Source organism: Pseudomonas sp. GW823-FHT04A03 (genome assembly GCF_058796615.1).
This window is the reverse complement of record NZ_JBXAIV010000002.1, coordinates 651,399-665,800: the sequence shown is the minus strand read 5'-3', so window position 1 is coordinate 665,800 and position 14,402 is coordinate 651,399. Positions and strand designations below refer to the sequence as shown.

Genomic DNA, 14,402 nt, shown 5'->3' with positions numbered 1-14,402 from the left:
GTGGGAGTACATCTACATGCAATCGTCCAAGCCGACTCACGTCCGCTATTTGATCCTGCTCATGCTGTTCCTGGTGACCACGATCAACTACGCCGACCGCGCCACCATCGCGATCGCCGGTTCCAGTTTGCAAAAAGACCTCGGCATCGACGCGGTCACCCTCGGTTACATCTTCTCTGCTTTCGGTTGGGCCTACGTGGCCGGGCAAATCCCCGGCGGCTGGCTGCTCGATCGCTTCGGCTCGAAAAAAGTCTATGCACTGAGCATCTTCACCTGGTCGCTGTTCACCGTGCTGCAAGGCTTCGTCGGTGAGTTCGGCATGTCCACGGCCATCGTCGCGCTGTTCATGCTGCGCTTCCTGGTCGGTCTGGCCGAGGCGCCATCGTTCCCCGGCAACGCGCGGATCGTCGCGGCCTGGTTCCCGACCGCTGAACGCGGCACCGCTTCGGCGATCTTCAACTCGGCGCAATACTTCGCGACCGTGCTGTTCGCACCGCTGATGGGCTGGATCGTTTACACCTTCGGCTGGGAACATGTGTTCATCGTCATGGGCCTGCTCGGCATCGTGTTCTCGCTGGTCTGGCTGAAGGTTATCCACAGCCCGCGCCAACACCCGATGGCCAACGAAGCGGAAGTGAAGTTCATCGCCGACAACGGCGGCATGGTCGACATGGACCAGAAACAAGGCAAAAAGGCAGACGGCCCGAAATGGGATTACATCCGCCAGCTGCTGACCAACCGCATGATGCTCGGCGTTTATCTGGGCCAGTACTGCATCAACGGCATCACCTATTTCTTCCTGACCTGGTTCCCGGTGTACCTGGTGCAGGAACGCGGCATGACCATCCTCAAGGCCGGTTTCATTGCCTCGTTGCCGGCGATCTGCGGCTTTATCGGCGGCGTCCTCGGCGGGGTGATTTCCGATTACCTGCTGCGCAAGGGCCATTCGCTGACCTTCGCCCGCAAGGCGCCGATCATTGCCGGTCTGCTGGTTTCGAGCAGTATCGTGGCCTGCAACTATGTCGACGTTGAATGGATGGTGGTCGGCTTCATGGCCCTGGCATTCTTCGGCAAAGGCGTGGGTGCGCTGGGCTGGGCGGTGGTGTCCGACACCTCGCCGAAACAGATCGCCGGTCTGAGCGGTGGCCTGTTCAACACCTTCGGCAACATCGCGTCGATCACTACCCCGATCGTCATCGGCTACATCATCAGCTCCACCGGTTCGTTCAAATGGGCGCTGGTGTTCGTCGGCGCCAACGCGCTGGTGGCGGTGTTCAGCTACCTGGTGATCGTCGGCCCGATCAAGCGTGTGGTCCTGAAAGAGCCGCCAACCAACGGTGGTTCCGAAGCGGCTGGTAAATTGTCTCAAGCGCATTCCTGAGGAGCGGCGTCATGCAGTTGATTGAACATTCCGACTCGCCGCGCTACATCCGCCTGCACGAGCGGGACAACGTAGTGGTAGTGGTCAACGACCAGGGCGTGCCGGCCGGCACCGCATTTGCCGACGGTCTGGTGACGGTGGATTTCGTGCCGCAGAGTCACAAGGTCAGCCTCGTGGACATTCCCGAGGGCGGCACGGTGATTCGCTACGGCCAGATCATCGGCTACGCGTTGCAGCCGATTCCCCGTGGAAGCTGGGTCAAGGAAGATCAACTGCGCATGCCGACCGCGCCACCGCTGGACAGCCTTCCGCTGTCCACCGATGTGCCGGCCGCCCAGGCGCCGCTGGAAGGTTTCACGTTCGAGGGTTATCGCAACGCCGACGGCACCGTCGGCACGCGCAACATCCTCGGGATCACCACCACCGTGCAATGCGTCACCGGGGTGCTGGATCACGCGGTGAAGCGGATCAAGGATGAGCTGTTGCCGAAGTACCCGCACGTCGATGACGTGGTGGCACTGACCCACAGTTACGGTTGCGGTGTGGCCATTACGGCCACCGACGCCTACATCCCGATCCGCACCGTGCGCAATCTGGCGCGCAACCCGAACCTCGGTGGCGAGGCGCTGGTGATCAGCCTGGGCTGCGAGAAGTTGCAGGCCGGGCAGGTGATGCACGAGGACGATGCGTCGGTGGATCTGAGCGAGCCGTGGCTGTATCGCTTGCAAGATTCCAGTCACGGTTTCACCGAGATGATCGAGCAGATCATGGAGCTGGCCGAAGTCCGCTTGAAGAAACTCGACCAACGCCGCCGGGAAACCGTGCCGGCGTCCGAGCTGATCCTCGGTATGCAGTGCGGCGGCAGCGATGCGTTTTCCGGGATCACCGCCAACCCGGCGCTGGGTTATGCCTCGGACTTGCTGCTGCGGGCGGGGGCGACGGTGATGTTTTCCGAAGTCACCGAAGTGCGCGATGCGATCTACCTGCTGACTTCACGGGCTCAGACCAAAACCGTTGCCGAGGAACTGGTGCGCGAGATGGACTGGTACGACCGTTACCTGGCCAAGGGTGAAGCGGATCGCAGCGCCAACACCACGCCGGGCAACAAAAAGGGCGGGTTGTCGAACATCGTCGAGAAGTCGTTGGGCTCGATCGTAAAGTCCGGCAGCAGCGCGATCAGCGGCGTGCTCGGCCCTGGGGAGCGTTTCAAGCAGAAGGGTTTGATTTTCTGCGCAACGCCGGCGAGTGATTTTGTCTGCGGTACCTTGCAACTGGCGGCGGGGATGAACCTGCACGTGTTCACTACCGGGCGCGGTACGCCTTATGGTCTGGCCATGGCGCCGGTGGTGAAGGTTTCGACCCGTACGGAGCTGGCGCAGCGCTGGCCGGATCTGATCGATATCGATGCCGGGCGGATTGCTACCGGGCGCGCGTCGATCGAGGAATTGGGCTGGGAGTTGTTCCACTACTACCTGGATGTGGCGAGCGGCAAGCAGCAGACGTGGGCGGAGAAGCACAAGCTGCATAACGACATTACGTTGTTCAATCCGGCGCCTATCACCTGAGTATGTTGATCGTTCCCACGCATAGCGTGGGAACGAACGGGGTGAAAGTGGCTTATCATTAGCCCCCTAACGACGCTCACCTCCAAGGCTCCCCGGCATGCTGGCAATTTTCCTCGAAACCCTGAACATCACCGCGCCGGTGTTTGCCATGCTTTTTCTGGGTGTGCTACTCAAGCGCATCGACTGGATCAACGACAACTTCATCCACACGGCCTCGTCGCTGGTGTTCAACGTCACTATGCCGGCGCTGCTGTTTCTCGGCATCCTGCACGCCGACCTGCACGCCGCGCTGCAACCGGCACTCCTGATCTATTTCGCACTGGCCACGCTGGCCAGTTTTGCCGTGGCCTGGGGCTGGGCGATTTTCCGCTGTCCGCGTGAGGATCGCGGCATCTACACCCAAGGCGCGTTTCGCGGCAACAACGGGGTGATTGGCCTGGCGCTGGCGGCGAGTATGTACGGCGACTACGGGATTTCCCTCGGAGCGATTCTCGCAGCGCTGGTGATCCTCTTCTACAACACCCTGTCGACCATCGTGCTGGCGGTCTACAGCCCGGTGATCAAGTCCGACCCGTGGAGCATCTGCAAAAGCGTGGTCAGCAATCCGCTGATCATCAGCGTGATCGCGGCAGCGCCGTTCGCTTATTTCAAGATCGGTCTGCCGGGCTGGCTGGAAACCTCCGGCCAGTACCTGGCGCAGACCACGTTGCCGCTGGCCCTGATCTGCATTGGCGGCACGCTGTCGCTGGCGGCACTGCGCAAGAGCGGCAACATGGCGCTCAGTTCGAGTCTGGTGAAGATGATCGGCCTGCCGGTGATCGCCACACTGGGCGCATGGCTGTGGGGCTTTCGCGGGGCGGAGCTGGGGATTCTGTTCCTGTACTTCGGCAGCCCGACCGCCGCCGCCAGTTTTGTCATGGCCCGTGCCGCCCAGGGCAACCATGAACTGGCGGCGGCGATCATCGTGCTGACCACGTTGATGGCGGCGATCACCACCAACATCGGGATCTTCTTCTTGCAGTGGGGCGGGTGGATCTGAGGCCGGCGGTTATTCCGGCTTCTGGTAACTGTCGATCACTTCCTGCGCCGCGCGGAACGCATCGATCGCCGCCGGCACGCCGGCATACACCGCGCAATGCAGCAGCGCTTCACGGATCTCATCGACCGTGCAGCCATTGTTCAACGCGCCGCGCACGTGACCCTTCAACTCCTGCGGGCACTTCAACGCGGTCAACGCGGCAAGGGTGATCAGGCTGCGGGTTTTCAGCGGCAAACCTTCGCGATTCCACACGCCGCCCCAAGCGTGTTCGTTGACGAAATCCTGCAAGGGTTGGGTGAACTCGGTGGCGTTGCCCAGCGCGCGGTCGACAAAAGCGTCGCCCATTACCTGACGGCGGACTTCAACCCCGGATTTCTTCGATTCGGTCATGGCACATCCCTCTTGTGGTGTTGGCGGCGCCAGGCGCGCACGGACGTGAAAAACAGATACGTCAGCAGCGTCGGCAGCACATAAAACAGCATCAATCGCTCGAGTTTGCCGGCCAGTGGCATGCCGGTGGTGAACGACACCACGTGCAGCCCGTACGCCAGATACAAGCCGAGCAGCAACAGACCTTCGGCCCGGGTCACGCGGTAGCCGGAATAGAACACCGGCAGGCACAGCGCGGCGACGCCGAGCATCACCGGCAGGTCGAAATCCAGTGCGTTCGGCGAGACCGACAGCGGCGTCGGCGCGATCAGTGCGGTGAGGCCCAGCACTCCAAGCAGGTTGAACAGGTTGGCGCCGATCACGTTGCCGACGGCAATGTCCCGCTGACCGCGCAGTGCGGCGATTAGCGAGGTGGCGAGTTCCGGCAGCGAGGTGCCGACCGCGACCACGGTCAGGCCGATCACCCGCTCGGAGAATCCCAGATCGGTGGCCACGACCACGGCCGCCCCCAGCAGCAGATGCCCGGCGAGCACCAGCATGCCCAGGCCGCCAATAATCATCAGCAGGCTGGTGAACCAGGGGGCCTGTGGCTCGTGCGGTTGATCGGAATGCGGACGGGTCGAGTGCCGCGACTGGCGCAGCAACAACCCGAGGTAAAGGGCGAGGGCGCCGAGCAGCAGAATACCGTCGAAGCGCCCGAGTTCTTCATTCCACGCCAGCACAAACACCAGCAGGCTGGCGCCGATCATCAACGGGATATCGAGGCGCACCAGTTGCCGCGACACCCGCAGCGGAATGATCAGCGCCGACAGGCCGAGGGTGACAAGAATGTTGAAAATGCTGCTGCCGATCACGCTGCTGACGGCGATGTCCGGCGTGTGCGCCTGCACGGCTTGCAGGCTGACGGCCATTTGCGGGGCGCTGCTGCCGAGGGCGACGATGGTCAGGCCGATGATCAGCGGTCGTACATGCAGACGCGCGGCCAGGCGCACGGCGGCGCGCACCATCAGTTCGGCGCCGGCGATCAGCAGGAACAGCCCGCTGAGCAATTCGATCACGCTGATCAGGGGTAAGTCGGTCAGTCCGAAAATGGTGGACGCTCCATCAGTCGTCGAGGGCCTGGACCCGAACCCGGGCGGTTCCACTGCGCAGCATACCGAGCTGTTCGGCCGCCGCACGTGAAACATCGATCAGGCGGCCACGGGTGTGCGGGCCACGGTCATTGATGCGGACCACGACGGACTCATCGTTTTTCAGGTTGGTGACCTTCACCCGCGTGCCGAACGGCAACTGGCGGTGGGCGGCGGTCAGGGAATTCTGGTTGAACGCTTCGCCGCTGGCGGTGCGTTTACCGTGGTGTTTGGCTCCGTAATAGGAGGCGACGCCGGTCTGGTCGTAACCGTGCGGGTCGATGGTGTCGGTGCTGGCGCAACCGGCCAGCAAAGAGAGCAGGGCGCAGGCGCCGAGCAGACGTTTCATTCAAAAGCTCCCAAGTGATCGTTCCCACGCTCCGGCGTGGGAATGCACCCCGTGACGCTCTGCGTCACACCGAAATGGACGCGGAGCGTCCGAGGCGGCATTCCCACGCAGAGCGTGGGAACGATCCTCGGGCGCTGGGCCATCGTCAGCCTTCGAGCTTGCTTTTCAGCAGTTCGTTCACTTGCTGCGGGTTGGCCTTGCCTTTGGAGGCTTTCATGGCCTGACCGACGAAGAAGCCGAACATCTTGCCGCGCTTGGCTTCGTCCGCCGCGCGGTATTGCTCGACCTGCTCGGCGTTGGCCGCGAGCATTTCGTCCAGCACTGCCGAGATTGCGCCGCTGTCGGTGACTTGCTTCAGGCCGCGCTTTTCGATGATCTCGTCTGCGCTGCCTTCGCCGTTGGCCATCGCTTCGAACACCACTTTGGCGATCTTGCCGGAGATGGTGTTGTCCTTGATGCGCTGCAGCATGCCGCCCAGTTGCTCGGCCGAAACCGGCGAATCCTCGATGTCCAGGTTCTGCTTGTTGAGCAGGCTGCCCAACTCGACCATCACCCAGTTCGCCGCCAGTTTGGCGTCGCCGCCGATGGCTGCGACTTTCTCGAAGTAGTCCGCCTGCTCACGGCTGGTGGCCAGCACGTTGGCGTCGTAGGCCGACAGACCGAAAGCACTCTGGAAGCGCTCGCGTTTCTGCGGCGGCAGTTCCGGCAGGGTGGCGCGCACGTCATTAAGGAACGAATCCTCGATGACCACCGGCAGCAGGTCCGGATCGGGGAAGTAACGGTAGTCGTTGGCTTCCTCTTTGCTGCGCATCGGACGGGTTTCGTCCTTGTTCGGATCGTAAAGACGGGTCTGCTGGATCACTTTGCCGCCGTCTTCGATCAGGTCGATCTGACGCTGGATCTCGGAGTTGATCGCCTTCTCGATGAAGCGGAACGAGTTGACGTTCTTGATCTCGCAGCGGGTGCCGAACTCGGCCTGGCCTTTCGGACGGATCGACACGTTGCAGTCGCAACGCAGCGAGCCTTCGGCCATGTTGCCGTCGCAGATGCCCAGGTAACGCACCAGCGCGTGGATCGCCTTGACGTAGGCCACGGCTTCCTTGGCGCTGCGCATGTCAGGCTCGGAAACGATTTCCAGCAGCGGCGTGCCCGCACGGTTCAGGTCGATGCCGGTGGCACCGCTGAATTCCTCGTGCAGGCTCTTGCCGGCGTCTTCTTCCAGGTGTGCGCGGGTGATGCCGACGCGTTTGACCGTGCCGTCTTCCAGGGCGATGTCCAGATGGCCCTTGCCGACGATCGGCAATTCCATCTGGCTGATCTGGTAGCCCTTCGGCAGATCCGGGTAGAAATAGTTTTTACGGGCAAACACGTTGTGCTGGCCGATCTCGGCATCAATCGCCAGACCGAACATCACCGCCATACGCACCGCTTCCTGGTTCAGCACCGGCAGCACGCCGGGCATGCCCAGGTCGATCAGGCTGGCCTGGGTGTTCGGCTCGGAGCCGAACGTGGTGGAACTACCGGAAAAGATTTTCGACCGGGTGGTGAGCTGGGTGTGAATCTCCAGCCCGATCACGACTTCCCATTGCATGTGTGTCTCCTCAGAAGCCGGTTGGGGTGCGGGTGTGCCAGTCAGTGTGTAACTGATACTGGTGGGCAACGTTCAACAGGCGACCTTCCTGGAAATACGGCGCGAGCAGCTGTACGCCAACCGGCAGACCGTCGACGAAACCGGCCGGCATCGACAGGCCCGGCAGGCCCGCGAGGTTGGCGGTGATGGTGTAGACGTCTTCCAGGTAGGCAGCGACCGGGTCGCTGTTCTTGGCGCCGAGTTTCCAGGCCGGGTTTGGCGTGGTCGGGCCGAGGATGATGTCGACTTCATTAAATGCGGTCATGAAGTCGTTCTTCACCAGGCGACGGATCTTCTGCGCTTTCAGGTAGTAGGCGTCGTAGTAACCGGCGGACAGCGCGTAGGCACCGACCATGATCCGGCGCTGCACTTCAGGGCCGAAGCCTTCGCCACGGGAGCGCTTGTACAGGTCTTCCAGGTTCTTCGGATCTTCGCAGCGGTGGCCGAAGCGCACGCCGTCGAAACGCGACAGGTTGGAGGAGGCTTCTGCCGGAGCGATCACGTAGTACGCAGGAATCGCGTGCTGCATGTTCGGCAGGCTGATTTCCTTGATCACGGCACCGAGCTTCTGCAGCTCTTTGATGCTGTTCTGGATCAGGTCGGCAATGCGCGGGTCGAGACCGGCACCGAAGTATTCCTTCGGCACGCCGATGCGCAGGCCTTGCAGCGAACCGTTCAGACCGGCGGCGTAGTCCGGCACTGGCTCATCGATGCTGGTGGAGTCGTTCGGATCGAAGCCGGCCATACCTTGCAACAAAATCGCGCAGTCTTCGGCAGTGCGAGCCAGAGGGCCGCCCTGATCGAGGCTGGAGGCGTAAGCGATCATGCCCCAGCGCGAAACGCGACCGTAGGTCGGTTTCAGGCCGGTGAGGTTGGTGAATGCAGCCGGCTGACGGATCGAACCACCGGTGTCGGTGGCCGTTGCGGCTGGCAACAGACGAGCGGCAACCGCCGCCGCCGAACCACCGGACGAACCGCCCGGTACGTGTTCCAGGTTCCACGGGTTTTTCACCGCGCCGTACCAGCTCGACTCGTTGGCCGAACCCATGGCGAATTCGTCCATGTTGGTCTTGCCCAGGGTCACGGTACCGGCAGCGGCCAGCTTCGACACAACGGTGGCGTCGTACGGGGCCTTGAAGTTGTCGAGCATCTTCGAGCCGCAGCTGGTGCGAATGCCCTGGGTGCAGAACAGGTCCTTGTGGGCGATCGGCGCGCCAAGCAACGCGCCGCTCTCACCATTGGCCCGGCGCGCGTCGGCGGCTTTCGCCTGCTCGAGGGCCAGCTCTTCGGTGAGGCTGATGAAACTGTTGAGCTGCGGATCGAGCTGGGTAATGCGCGCCAGCAGGACTTTGGTCAGCTCTTCGGAGGAAAACTTTTTATCGGCGAGACCGCGGGCGATCTCGGCCAGAGTCAATTGATGCATTGCAGGCTCTTTCCCTTTAGTCGATGACTTTCGGAACCAGGTACAGGCCGTTTTCGACCGCTGGTGCGATGGACTGATAAGCCTCGCGGTTATTGCTTTCGGTCACGACGTCGGCGCGCAGGCGCTGACTGGCTTCCAGCGGGTGGGCCAGCGGCTCGATACCGTCGGTATTGACCGCCTGCATTTCGTCGACCAGCCCGAGAATGCTGTTGAGGGCCGAAGTGATGTGTGGAAGATCGGCGTCATTAAGGCCAAGGCTGGCCAGATGAGCGATTTTTTCCACGTCGGAGCGTTCTAGCGCCATCGGGTTTCTCCAGTGGAAAACAGGACGGACGGCGTCCGTGTGTTAGATTGTCGGAACACTACCGCACTTCTACGGTCATAAGGCCGCGATTGTGGGGCTTGGTGCACAGAAAAGCGGCCAATTTAACATATTGGCGCCTTGCCCAAAATCCCTGTCGTTGTTAGAGTTTGCCGCACTTTTTTACCCACGCGTTGCCTAGGGTCCCTTTCCCATGTTCAAGAAACTGCGTGGCATGTTTTCCAGCGATCTTTCCATTGACCTGGGCACTGCCAACACCCTTATTTACGTGCGCGAGCGCGGTATCGTCCTGAATGAGCCATCGGTTGTGGCCATTCGGACACACGGTAACCAGAAAAGTGTCGTCGCTGTCGGCACCGAGGCCAAGCGCATGCTCGGCCGTACGCCGGGCAACATTGCTGCCATTCGTCCGATGAAGGACGGCGTGATCGCCGACTTCAGCGTCTGCGAAAAGATGCTGCAATACTTTATTAACAAGGTTCACGAAAACAGCTTTCTGCAGCCCAGCCCTCGTGTGCTGATCTGCGTTCCATGCAAGTCCACCCAGGTTGAGCGTCGTGCCATCCGTGAATCGGCCCTTGGCGCCGGTGCCCGTGAAGTGTTCCTGATCGAAGAGCCGATGGCTGCTGCGATCGGTGCCGGCCTGCCGGTTGAAGAAGCCCGCGGCTCGATGGTCGTGGATATCGGTGGTGGTACTACCGAAATCGCGCTGATCTCCCTGAACGGTGTGGTCTATGCCGAATCCGTACGCGTTGGCGGCGACCGCTTCGACGAAGCGATCATCACCTACGTGCGTCGCAACTACGGCAGCCTGATCGGCGAATCCACCGCCGAGCGCATCAAGCAGGAAATCGGCACGGCCTACCCGGGCGGCGAAGTTCGCGAAGTCGACGTTCGCGGTCGCAACCTGGCCGAAGGCGTTCCACGCGCATTCACCCTGAACTCCAATGAAGTGCTGGAAGCTCTGCAAGAGTCCCTGGCAACCATCGTTCAGGCCGTGAAAAGTGCTCTGGAGCAATCGCCGCCGGAACTGGCTTCCGACATCGCCGAGCGTGGTCTGGTGCTGACCGGTGGTGGCGCGCTGTTGCGTGACCTCGACAAGCTGCTGGCCCAGGAAACCGGTCTGCCGGTGATCGTTGCCGAAGACCCGCTGACATGTGTTGCTCGCGGTGGTGGCCGTGCACTGGAAATGATGGACAAGCACACCATGGACCTGCTCTCCAGCGAATAATCGCCGGGTGCAATACGTGGGTGAGCGCACAGGCAGCACTTTGCAGTGCTGCCTGTTGGCGTTTATCTTCTGTCAGTCTTCATCCAGGCCGGTTTGATGCCGTATGAATAAACAGAACATTTGCCTGGGAGGAGCGGCTTATTAAACCGCTTTTCGCCAAGGGCCCCTCACTGGGCGTGCGCTTGTTGGTGCTGGCCGTACTGTCGGTCGCGCTGATGGTCGTTGACGCGCGCTTCAGCCTGCTTAAACCCGTACGCAGCCAGGCCTCGCTGGTGCTGATGGACGCCTACTGGATTACCGACCTGCCCGGACGGTTGTGGGAAGGTATCGCCAGCCAGTTCGGCAGTCGCACCGAGCTCGTCGCCGAAAATGAAAAACTCAAGTCGGAGAACCTGCTGTTGCAGGGTCGCATGCAGAAGCTTGCCGCCCTCACCGAGCAGAACGTCCGTCTGCGCGAGTTGCTCAATTCCTCCGCGCTGGTCAACGAGAAGGTCGAAGTGGCCGAGCTGATCGGCATGGACCCCAACCCTTTCACCCATCGCATCATCATCAATAAAGGTGAGCGTGATGGCGTGGTGCTCGGTCAGCCGGTGCTCGATGCTCGCGGCCTGATGGGGCAGGTGGTCGAACTGATGCCGTACACCTCCCGTGTGCTGCTGCTGACCGACTCGACCCACAGCATTCCTGTGCAGGTGAACCGTAACGGTTTGCGGGCGATTGCCAGCGGCACCGGTAACCCCGAGCGTCTGGAACTGCGCCACGTGGCGGACACTGCCGACGTCAAGGAAGGCGATCTGCTGGTCAGCTCCGGTCTCGGTCAGCGTTTCCCGGCCGGTTATCCGGTGGCGACGGTCAAGGAAGTGATACACGATTCCGGCCAGCCATTCGCCATTGTTCGCGCCGTGCCGACCGCCGCACTGAACCGCAGCCGTTACCTGCTGCTGGTATTCAGTGACAACCGCACCGCCGAAGAACGTGCCAACGATGCTGCGCAGGCTCAGGAAAACCTTGATGCCTTCGGTGGCGGTCCGGTGATTCCGTCCACGGTGCCGAAAATCGTCACCCCGCCTGCCGCAGCAGCAACTCCTGCCACGGCGACGTCGCCGGCTGCGCCTGCCGCCAGCACTACACCGGCCAAACCCGCTGCAAGCAAACCGCCTGCAGCCACACCAGCGGCCAGCAAACCACCGGCGAATCAGCCGGCGGCTCGACCAGCGGCCAAACCGCCAGTCACTGCGCCGGCGACCACCGGGAGGCAAGAATAATGGTCGGGGCTACCGCATCGCGTAATGGCTGGATTGTCTGGCTGACGTTTATTGTCGGCATTCTGCTCAGCGTGTCGCCATTGCCCATTTTCATGGAAATCCTGCGCCCGCTGTGGCTGGCCTTGCTCCTGACCTTCTGGGCTTTGTATTTGCCGCACACCGTCGGCATGGTCACGGCGTTCTGCCTGGGACTGGCCGAAGATGTTCTGCAGGGCGATCTGCTCGGTCAGAATGCCTTGATCCTGACCCTGATCACGTTCCTGGTGCTGTCGTTGCAGCAACGCCTGCGAATGTTCCCGATGTGGCAGCAGAGCCTGGTGATCCTGGTGATCTTCGGCCTCGCCCAGCTCGTACAACTCTGGCTCAGTGCCTTGACCGGCAACCGTCAGCCGACCCTCGCGCTGGTCCTGCCGGCACTGGTCAGTGCCTTGCTATGGCCATGGGTCAGCTTCGCTCTGCGTGGATTGCGCCGGCGCTACAAAATCAACTGATTCGGTCAGGCATTTGCCCGCACCTCGACAGGGAGATGTCTTGATGAAAAAGCTTTACCTCGCCTCAGGATCGCCGCGTCGGCGTGAATTGCTCACGCAGATCGGCATTCCGTTTACCGCCATCAGCGCGGACATCGATGAAACTCCTTTAGCCAATGAATCCCCATCGGCCTACGTCGAGCGCCTGGCGCGCGGCAAGGCCGAGGCCGGGCGGCGCACCGTCGTTTGCGACGTAGCGTTTTGCGTACTGGGCGCCGACACCGCCGTGGTGCTGGACGGCAAAATTCTTGGCAAACCGTTGGACGAAGCCGACGCATGCGCCATGCTGATGATGTTGTCCGGCAAGGAGCATGAAGTGCTGACGGCGATTGCCGTGCTCGACGGCGAGCGCTGCGAGTCGCGGGTGGTGCGCAGTCTGGTGCGGTTCCGGTCGATCAGCCGCGAAGAAGCCGCTGCCTACTGGGCCAGCGGCGAACCCCGGGACAAGGCGGGTGGCTATGGCATTCAAGGGCTTGGCGCGGTGTTCGTCGCCGGCCTCGATGGCAGTTACTCGGCGGTCGTCGGCTTGCCGGTGTGCGAAAGCGCAGAACTGCTTGGCCATTTCGGCATACCCTGTTGGCAAACCCTGAACGCGCAATAAGCGTCGAACGGACAAGATGCGGCCTTTATCGTGAACATGCCTGAACGAGACCCTGCCATGAGTGAAGAGATTCTGATCAACATCACGCCGATGGAATCGCGCGTGGCGGTGGTCGAAAACGGTGTGCTGCAAGAAGTGCACGTCGAGCGTACGCAAAAACGCGGGATCGTCGGCAACATCTATAAAGGCAAGGTGGTGCGGGTTCTGCCGGGCATGCAGGCGGCCTTCGTCGACATCGGCCTGGATCGCGCAGCCTTCATTCATGCCTCGGAAATTTCCCTGCGCGAAGGCCCGGCGGTAGAAAGCATCAGCGCTCTGGTGCACGAAGGCCAGAGCCTGGTGGTGCAAGTCACCAAGGATCCGATCGGTTCCAAAGGTGCGCGCCTGACCACGCAGCTGTCGATCCCGTCGCGCTATCTGGTGTACATGCCGCGCACCGCCCACGTCGGCATTTCCCTGAAGATCGAAGACGAAGCCGAGCGCGAACGCCTCAAGCAGGTGGTCAGCGATTGCGTGGCCAAAGAAGGCATCAAGGAGGCTGGCGGTTTCATTCTGCGTACTGCCGCCGAAGGCGCAGGGGCCGACGAGATCCTGATGGACATCCGCTACTTGCGCCGCCTGTGGGATCAGATCAACGAACAGATCAAGACCATCGGCGCACCGAGCGTGATCTACGAAGACCTCGGTCTGGCGCTTCGCACCCTGCGCGATCTGGTCAGCCCGAAGATCGAGAAGATCCGCATCGACTCTCGGGAAACCTTCCAGAAAACCACGCAGTTCGTCGCCGAACTGATGCCGGAAATCGCCGATCGTCTGGAGCACTACCCGGGTGAACGACCAATTTTCGACCTGTACGGCGTCGAAGACGAAATCCAGAAAGCCCTGGAACGCAAAGTGCCGCTGAAGTCCGGCGGCTATCTGGTGATCGATCCGGCGGAAGCCATGACCACCATTGATGTGAACACCGGGGCGTTCGTCGGTCATCGCAACCTCGAAGAAACCATCTTCAAGACCAACCTCGAAGCCGCGACCGCGATTGCCCGGCAGATGCGCCTGCGCAACCTGGGCGGGATCATCATCATCGACTTCATCGACATGGAAGACGAAGAGCACCAGCGTCAGGTGCTGCGTACCCTGGAGAAACAACTGGAGCGCGATCACGCCAAGACCAACATCATTGGTATTACCGAGTTGGGCCTGGTGCAGATGACGCGCAAGCGCACCCGCGAAAGCCTCGAACAGGTGCTGTGCGAACCGTGCAGCAGCTGTCAGGGCCGGGGCAAGCTGAAAACCCCGGAAACCATTTGCTACGAGATTTTCCGCGAGATCCTGCGCGAAGCCCGGGCCTATCAGGCCGAGGGTTATCGGGTGCTGGCGAACCAGAAAGTGGTGGATCGCCTGCTCGATGAAGAGTCCGGTAACGTGGCCGAACTTGAAGGTTTCATCGGGCGCACCATACGCTTCCAGGTAGAAACCATGTATTCCCAGGAACAATATGACGTGGTGCTGCTCTGAACCCCTGCGTCACCCTTTTCCTGAAACGGCT

Annotated in this window: 14 protein-coding genes; 8 read left to right on the top strand and 6 right to left on the bottom strand. The window is 61.5% G+C overall.

Annotated elements, in window-relative coordinates:
* The first annotated feature begins 16 nt into the window (after positions 1-16).
* The 3 genes from AC1Q9F_RS09020 to AC1Q9F_RS09010 all read left to right on the top strand — a co-directional run bounded on the left by AC1Q9F_RS09020 (position 17) and on the right by AC1Q9F_RS09010 (position 3,985).
* Positions 17-1,381: an MFS transporter gene (locus AC1Q9F_RS09020; protein ID WP_127796921.1), complete on the top strand. Its 1,365-nt coding sequence runs from the start codon at positions 17-19 to the stop codon at positions 1,379-1,381.
* An 11-nt stretch (positions 1,382-1,392) separates the two neighbouring features.
* Positions 1,393-2,946, top strand: coding sequence for a galactarate dehydratase (garD, locus tag AC1Q9F_RS09015; protein WP_007953621.1), 1,554 nt, complete (start codon positions 1,393-1,395; stop codon positions 2,944-2,946).
* Between the two features lie 97 nt (positions 2,947-3,043).
* Positions 3,044-3,985: an AEC family transporter gene (locus AC1Q9F_RS09010; protein ID WP_085746914.1), complete on the top strand. Its 942-nt coding sequence runs from the start codon at positions 3,044-3,046 to the stop codon at positions 3,983-3,985.
* Between the two features lie 9 nt (positions 3,986-3,994).
* Here the strand turns inward: AC1Q9F_RS09010 and AC1Q9F_RS09005 are convergent, their stop codons facing one another.
* The 6 genes from AC1Q9F_RS09005 to gatC form a co-directional block, all read right to left on the bottom strand.
* On the bottom strand, positions 3,995-4,375 hold the full coding sequence (locus AC1Q9F_RS09005) for a carboxymuconolactone decarboxylase family protein (RefSeq protein WP_011332452.1): 381 nt from the start codon (positions 4,373-4,375) through the stop codon (positions 3,995-3,997).
* Positions 4,372-5,433 (bottom strand): calcium/sodium antiporter, encoded by a 1,062-nt coding sequence (locus AC1Q9F_RS09000; protein ID WP_492619522.1) that lies wholly within the window; start codon positions 5,431-5,433, stop codon positions 4,372-4,374. Before AC1Q9F_RS09000 ends, AC1Q9F_RS09005 begins: the two co-directional genes overlap by 4 nt.
* A 46-nt stretch (positions 5,434-5,479) precedes the next feature.
* A complete protein-coding gene (locus AC1Q9F_RS08995) occupies positions 5,480-5,854 on the bottom strand; it encodes a septal ring lytic transglycosylase RlpA family protein (RefSeq protein WP_039769262.1) in 375 nt (124 codons plus the stop codon).
* Between the two features lie 145 nt (positions 5,855-5,999).
* Positions 6,000-7,445, bottom strand: coding sequence for an Asp-tRNA(Asn)/Glu-tRNA(Gln) amidotransferase subunit GatB (gene gatB, locus AC1Q9F_RS08990; protein ID WP_230735433.1), 1,446 nt, complete (start codon positions 7,443-7,445; stop codon positions 6,000-6,002).
* Positions 7,446-7,455: 10 nt separating this feature from the next.
* The gene (gene gatA, locus AC1Q9F_RS08985; RefSeq protein WP_492619523.1) at positions 7,456-8,907 is read right to left on the bottom strand and encodes an Asp-tRNA(Asn)/Glu-tRNA(Gln) amidotransferase subunit GatA; all 1,452 of its coding nucleotides are present in this window, start codon (positions 8,905-8,907) and stop codon (positions 7,456-7,458) included.
* A 16-nt stretch (positions 8,908-8,923) separates the two neighbouring features.
* Entirely contained in the window at positions 8,924-9,211 is a 288-nt protein-coding gene (gatC, locus tag AC1Q9F_RS08980; RefSeq protein WP_007953612.1) for an Asp-tRNA(Asn)/Glu-tRNA(Gln) amidotransferase subunit GatC, read from the bottom strand.
* A 211-nt stretch (positions 9,212-9,422) separates the two neighbouring features.
* Between gatC and mreB the strand changes: the two genes are divergently transcribed.
* The 5 genes from mreB (at position 9,423) to rng (ending at position 14,371) form a co-directional block, all read left to right on the top strand.
* Complete coding sequence (gene mreB, locus AC1Q9F_RS08975) at positions 9,423-10,460, top strand: rod shape-determining protein MreB (protein WP_002555108.1); 1,038 nt, start codon at positions 9,423-9,425, stop codon at positions 10,458-10,460.
* 140 nt (positions 10,461-10,600) lie between these two features.
* Positions 10,601-11,725 (top strand): rod shape-determining protein MreC, encoded by a 1,125-nt coding sequence (gene mreC / locus AC1Q9F_RS08970; RefSeq protein ID WP_492619786.1) that lies wholly within the window; start codon positions 10,601-10,603, stop codon positions 11,723-11,725.
* On the top strand, positions 11,725-12,216 hold the full coding sequence (mreD, locus tag AC1Q9F_RS08965) for a rod shape-determining protein MreD (protein WP_064593386.1): 492 nt from the start codon (positions 11,725-11,727) through the stop codon (positions 12,214-12,216). Before mreC ends, mreD begins: the two co-directional genes overlap by 1 nt.
* A 43-nt stretch (positions 12,217-12,259) precedes the next feature.
* Positions 12,260-12,856 carry a Maf family protein gene (locus AC1Q9F_RS08960; RefSeq protein ID WP_492619524.1) on the top strand — a complete coding sequence of 199 codons (597 nt, stop codon included), beginning with the start codon at positions 12,260-12,262 and terminating at the stop codon, positions 12,854-12,856.
* 57 nt (positions 12,857-12,913) lie between these two features.
* A complete protein-coding gene (rng, locus tag AC1Q9F_RS08955) occupies positions 12,914-14,371 on the top strand; it encodes a ribonuclease G (RefSeq protein ID WP_007953605.1) in 1,458 nt (485 codons plus the stop codon).
* Positions 14,372-14,402 lie beyond the last annotated feature (31 nt).

Bases quoted from the DNA above. Each gene is read 5' to 3' on its own strand.
- gatA (WP_492619523.1), bottom strand. From the start codon at position 8,907: ATGCATCAATTGACTCTGGCCGAGATCGCCCGCGGTCTCGCCGATAAA.
- gatC (WP_007953612.1), bottom strand. From the start codon at position 9,211: ATGGCGCTAGAACGCTCCGACGTGGAAAAAATCGCTCATCTGGCCAGC.
- gatB (WP_230735433.1), bottom strand. From the start codon at position 7,445: ATGCAATGGGAAGTCGTGATCGGGCTGGAGATTCACACCCAGCTCACC.
- AC1Q9F_RS09005 (WP_011332452.1), bottom strand. From the start codon at position 4,375: ATGACCGAATCGAAGAAATCCGGGGTTGAAGTCCGCCGTCAGGTAATG.
- AC1Q9F_RS09010 (WP_085746914.1), top strand. From the start codon at position 3,044: ATGCTGGCAATTTTCCTCGAAACCCTGAACATCACCGCGCCGGTGTTT.
- AC1Q9F_RS08960 (WP_492619524.1), top strand. From the start codon at position 12,260: ATGAAAAAGCTTTACCTCGCCTCAGGATCGCCGCGTCGGCGTGAATTG.
- garD (WP_007953621.1), top strand. From the start codon at position 1,393: ATGCAGTTGATTGAACATTCCGACTCGCCGCGCTACATCCGCCTGCAC.
- AC1Q9F_RS08995 (WP_039769262.1), bottom strand. From the start codon at position 5,854: ATGAAACGTCTGCTCGGCGCCTGCGCCCTGCTCTCTTTGCTGGCCGGT.
- AC1Q9F_RS09020 (WP_127796921.1), top strand. From the start codon at position 17: ATGCAATCGTCCAAGCCGACTCACGTCCGCTATTTGATCCTGCTCATG.
- mreB (WP_002555108.1), top strand. From the start codon at position 9,423: ATGTTCAAGAAACTGCGTGGCATGTTTTCCAGCGATCTTTCCATTGAC.
- mreD (WP_064593386.1), top strand. From the start codon at position 11,725: ATGGTCGGGGCTACCGCATCGCGTAATGGCTGGATTGTCTGGCTGACG.
- rng (WP_007953605.1), top strand. From the start codon at position 12,914: ATGAGTGAAGAGATTCTGATCAACATCACGCCGATGGAATCGCGCGTG.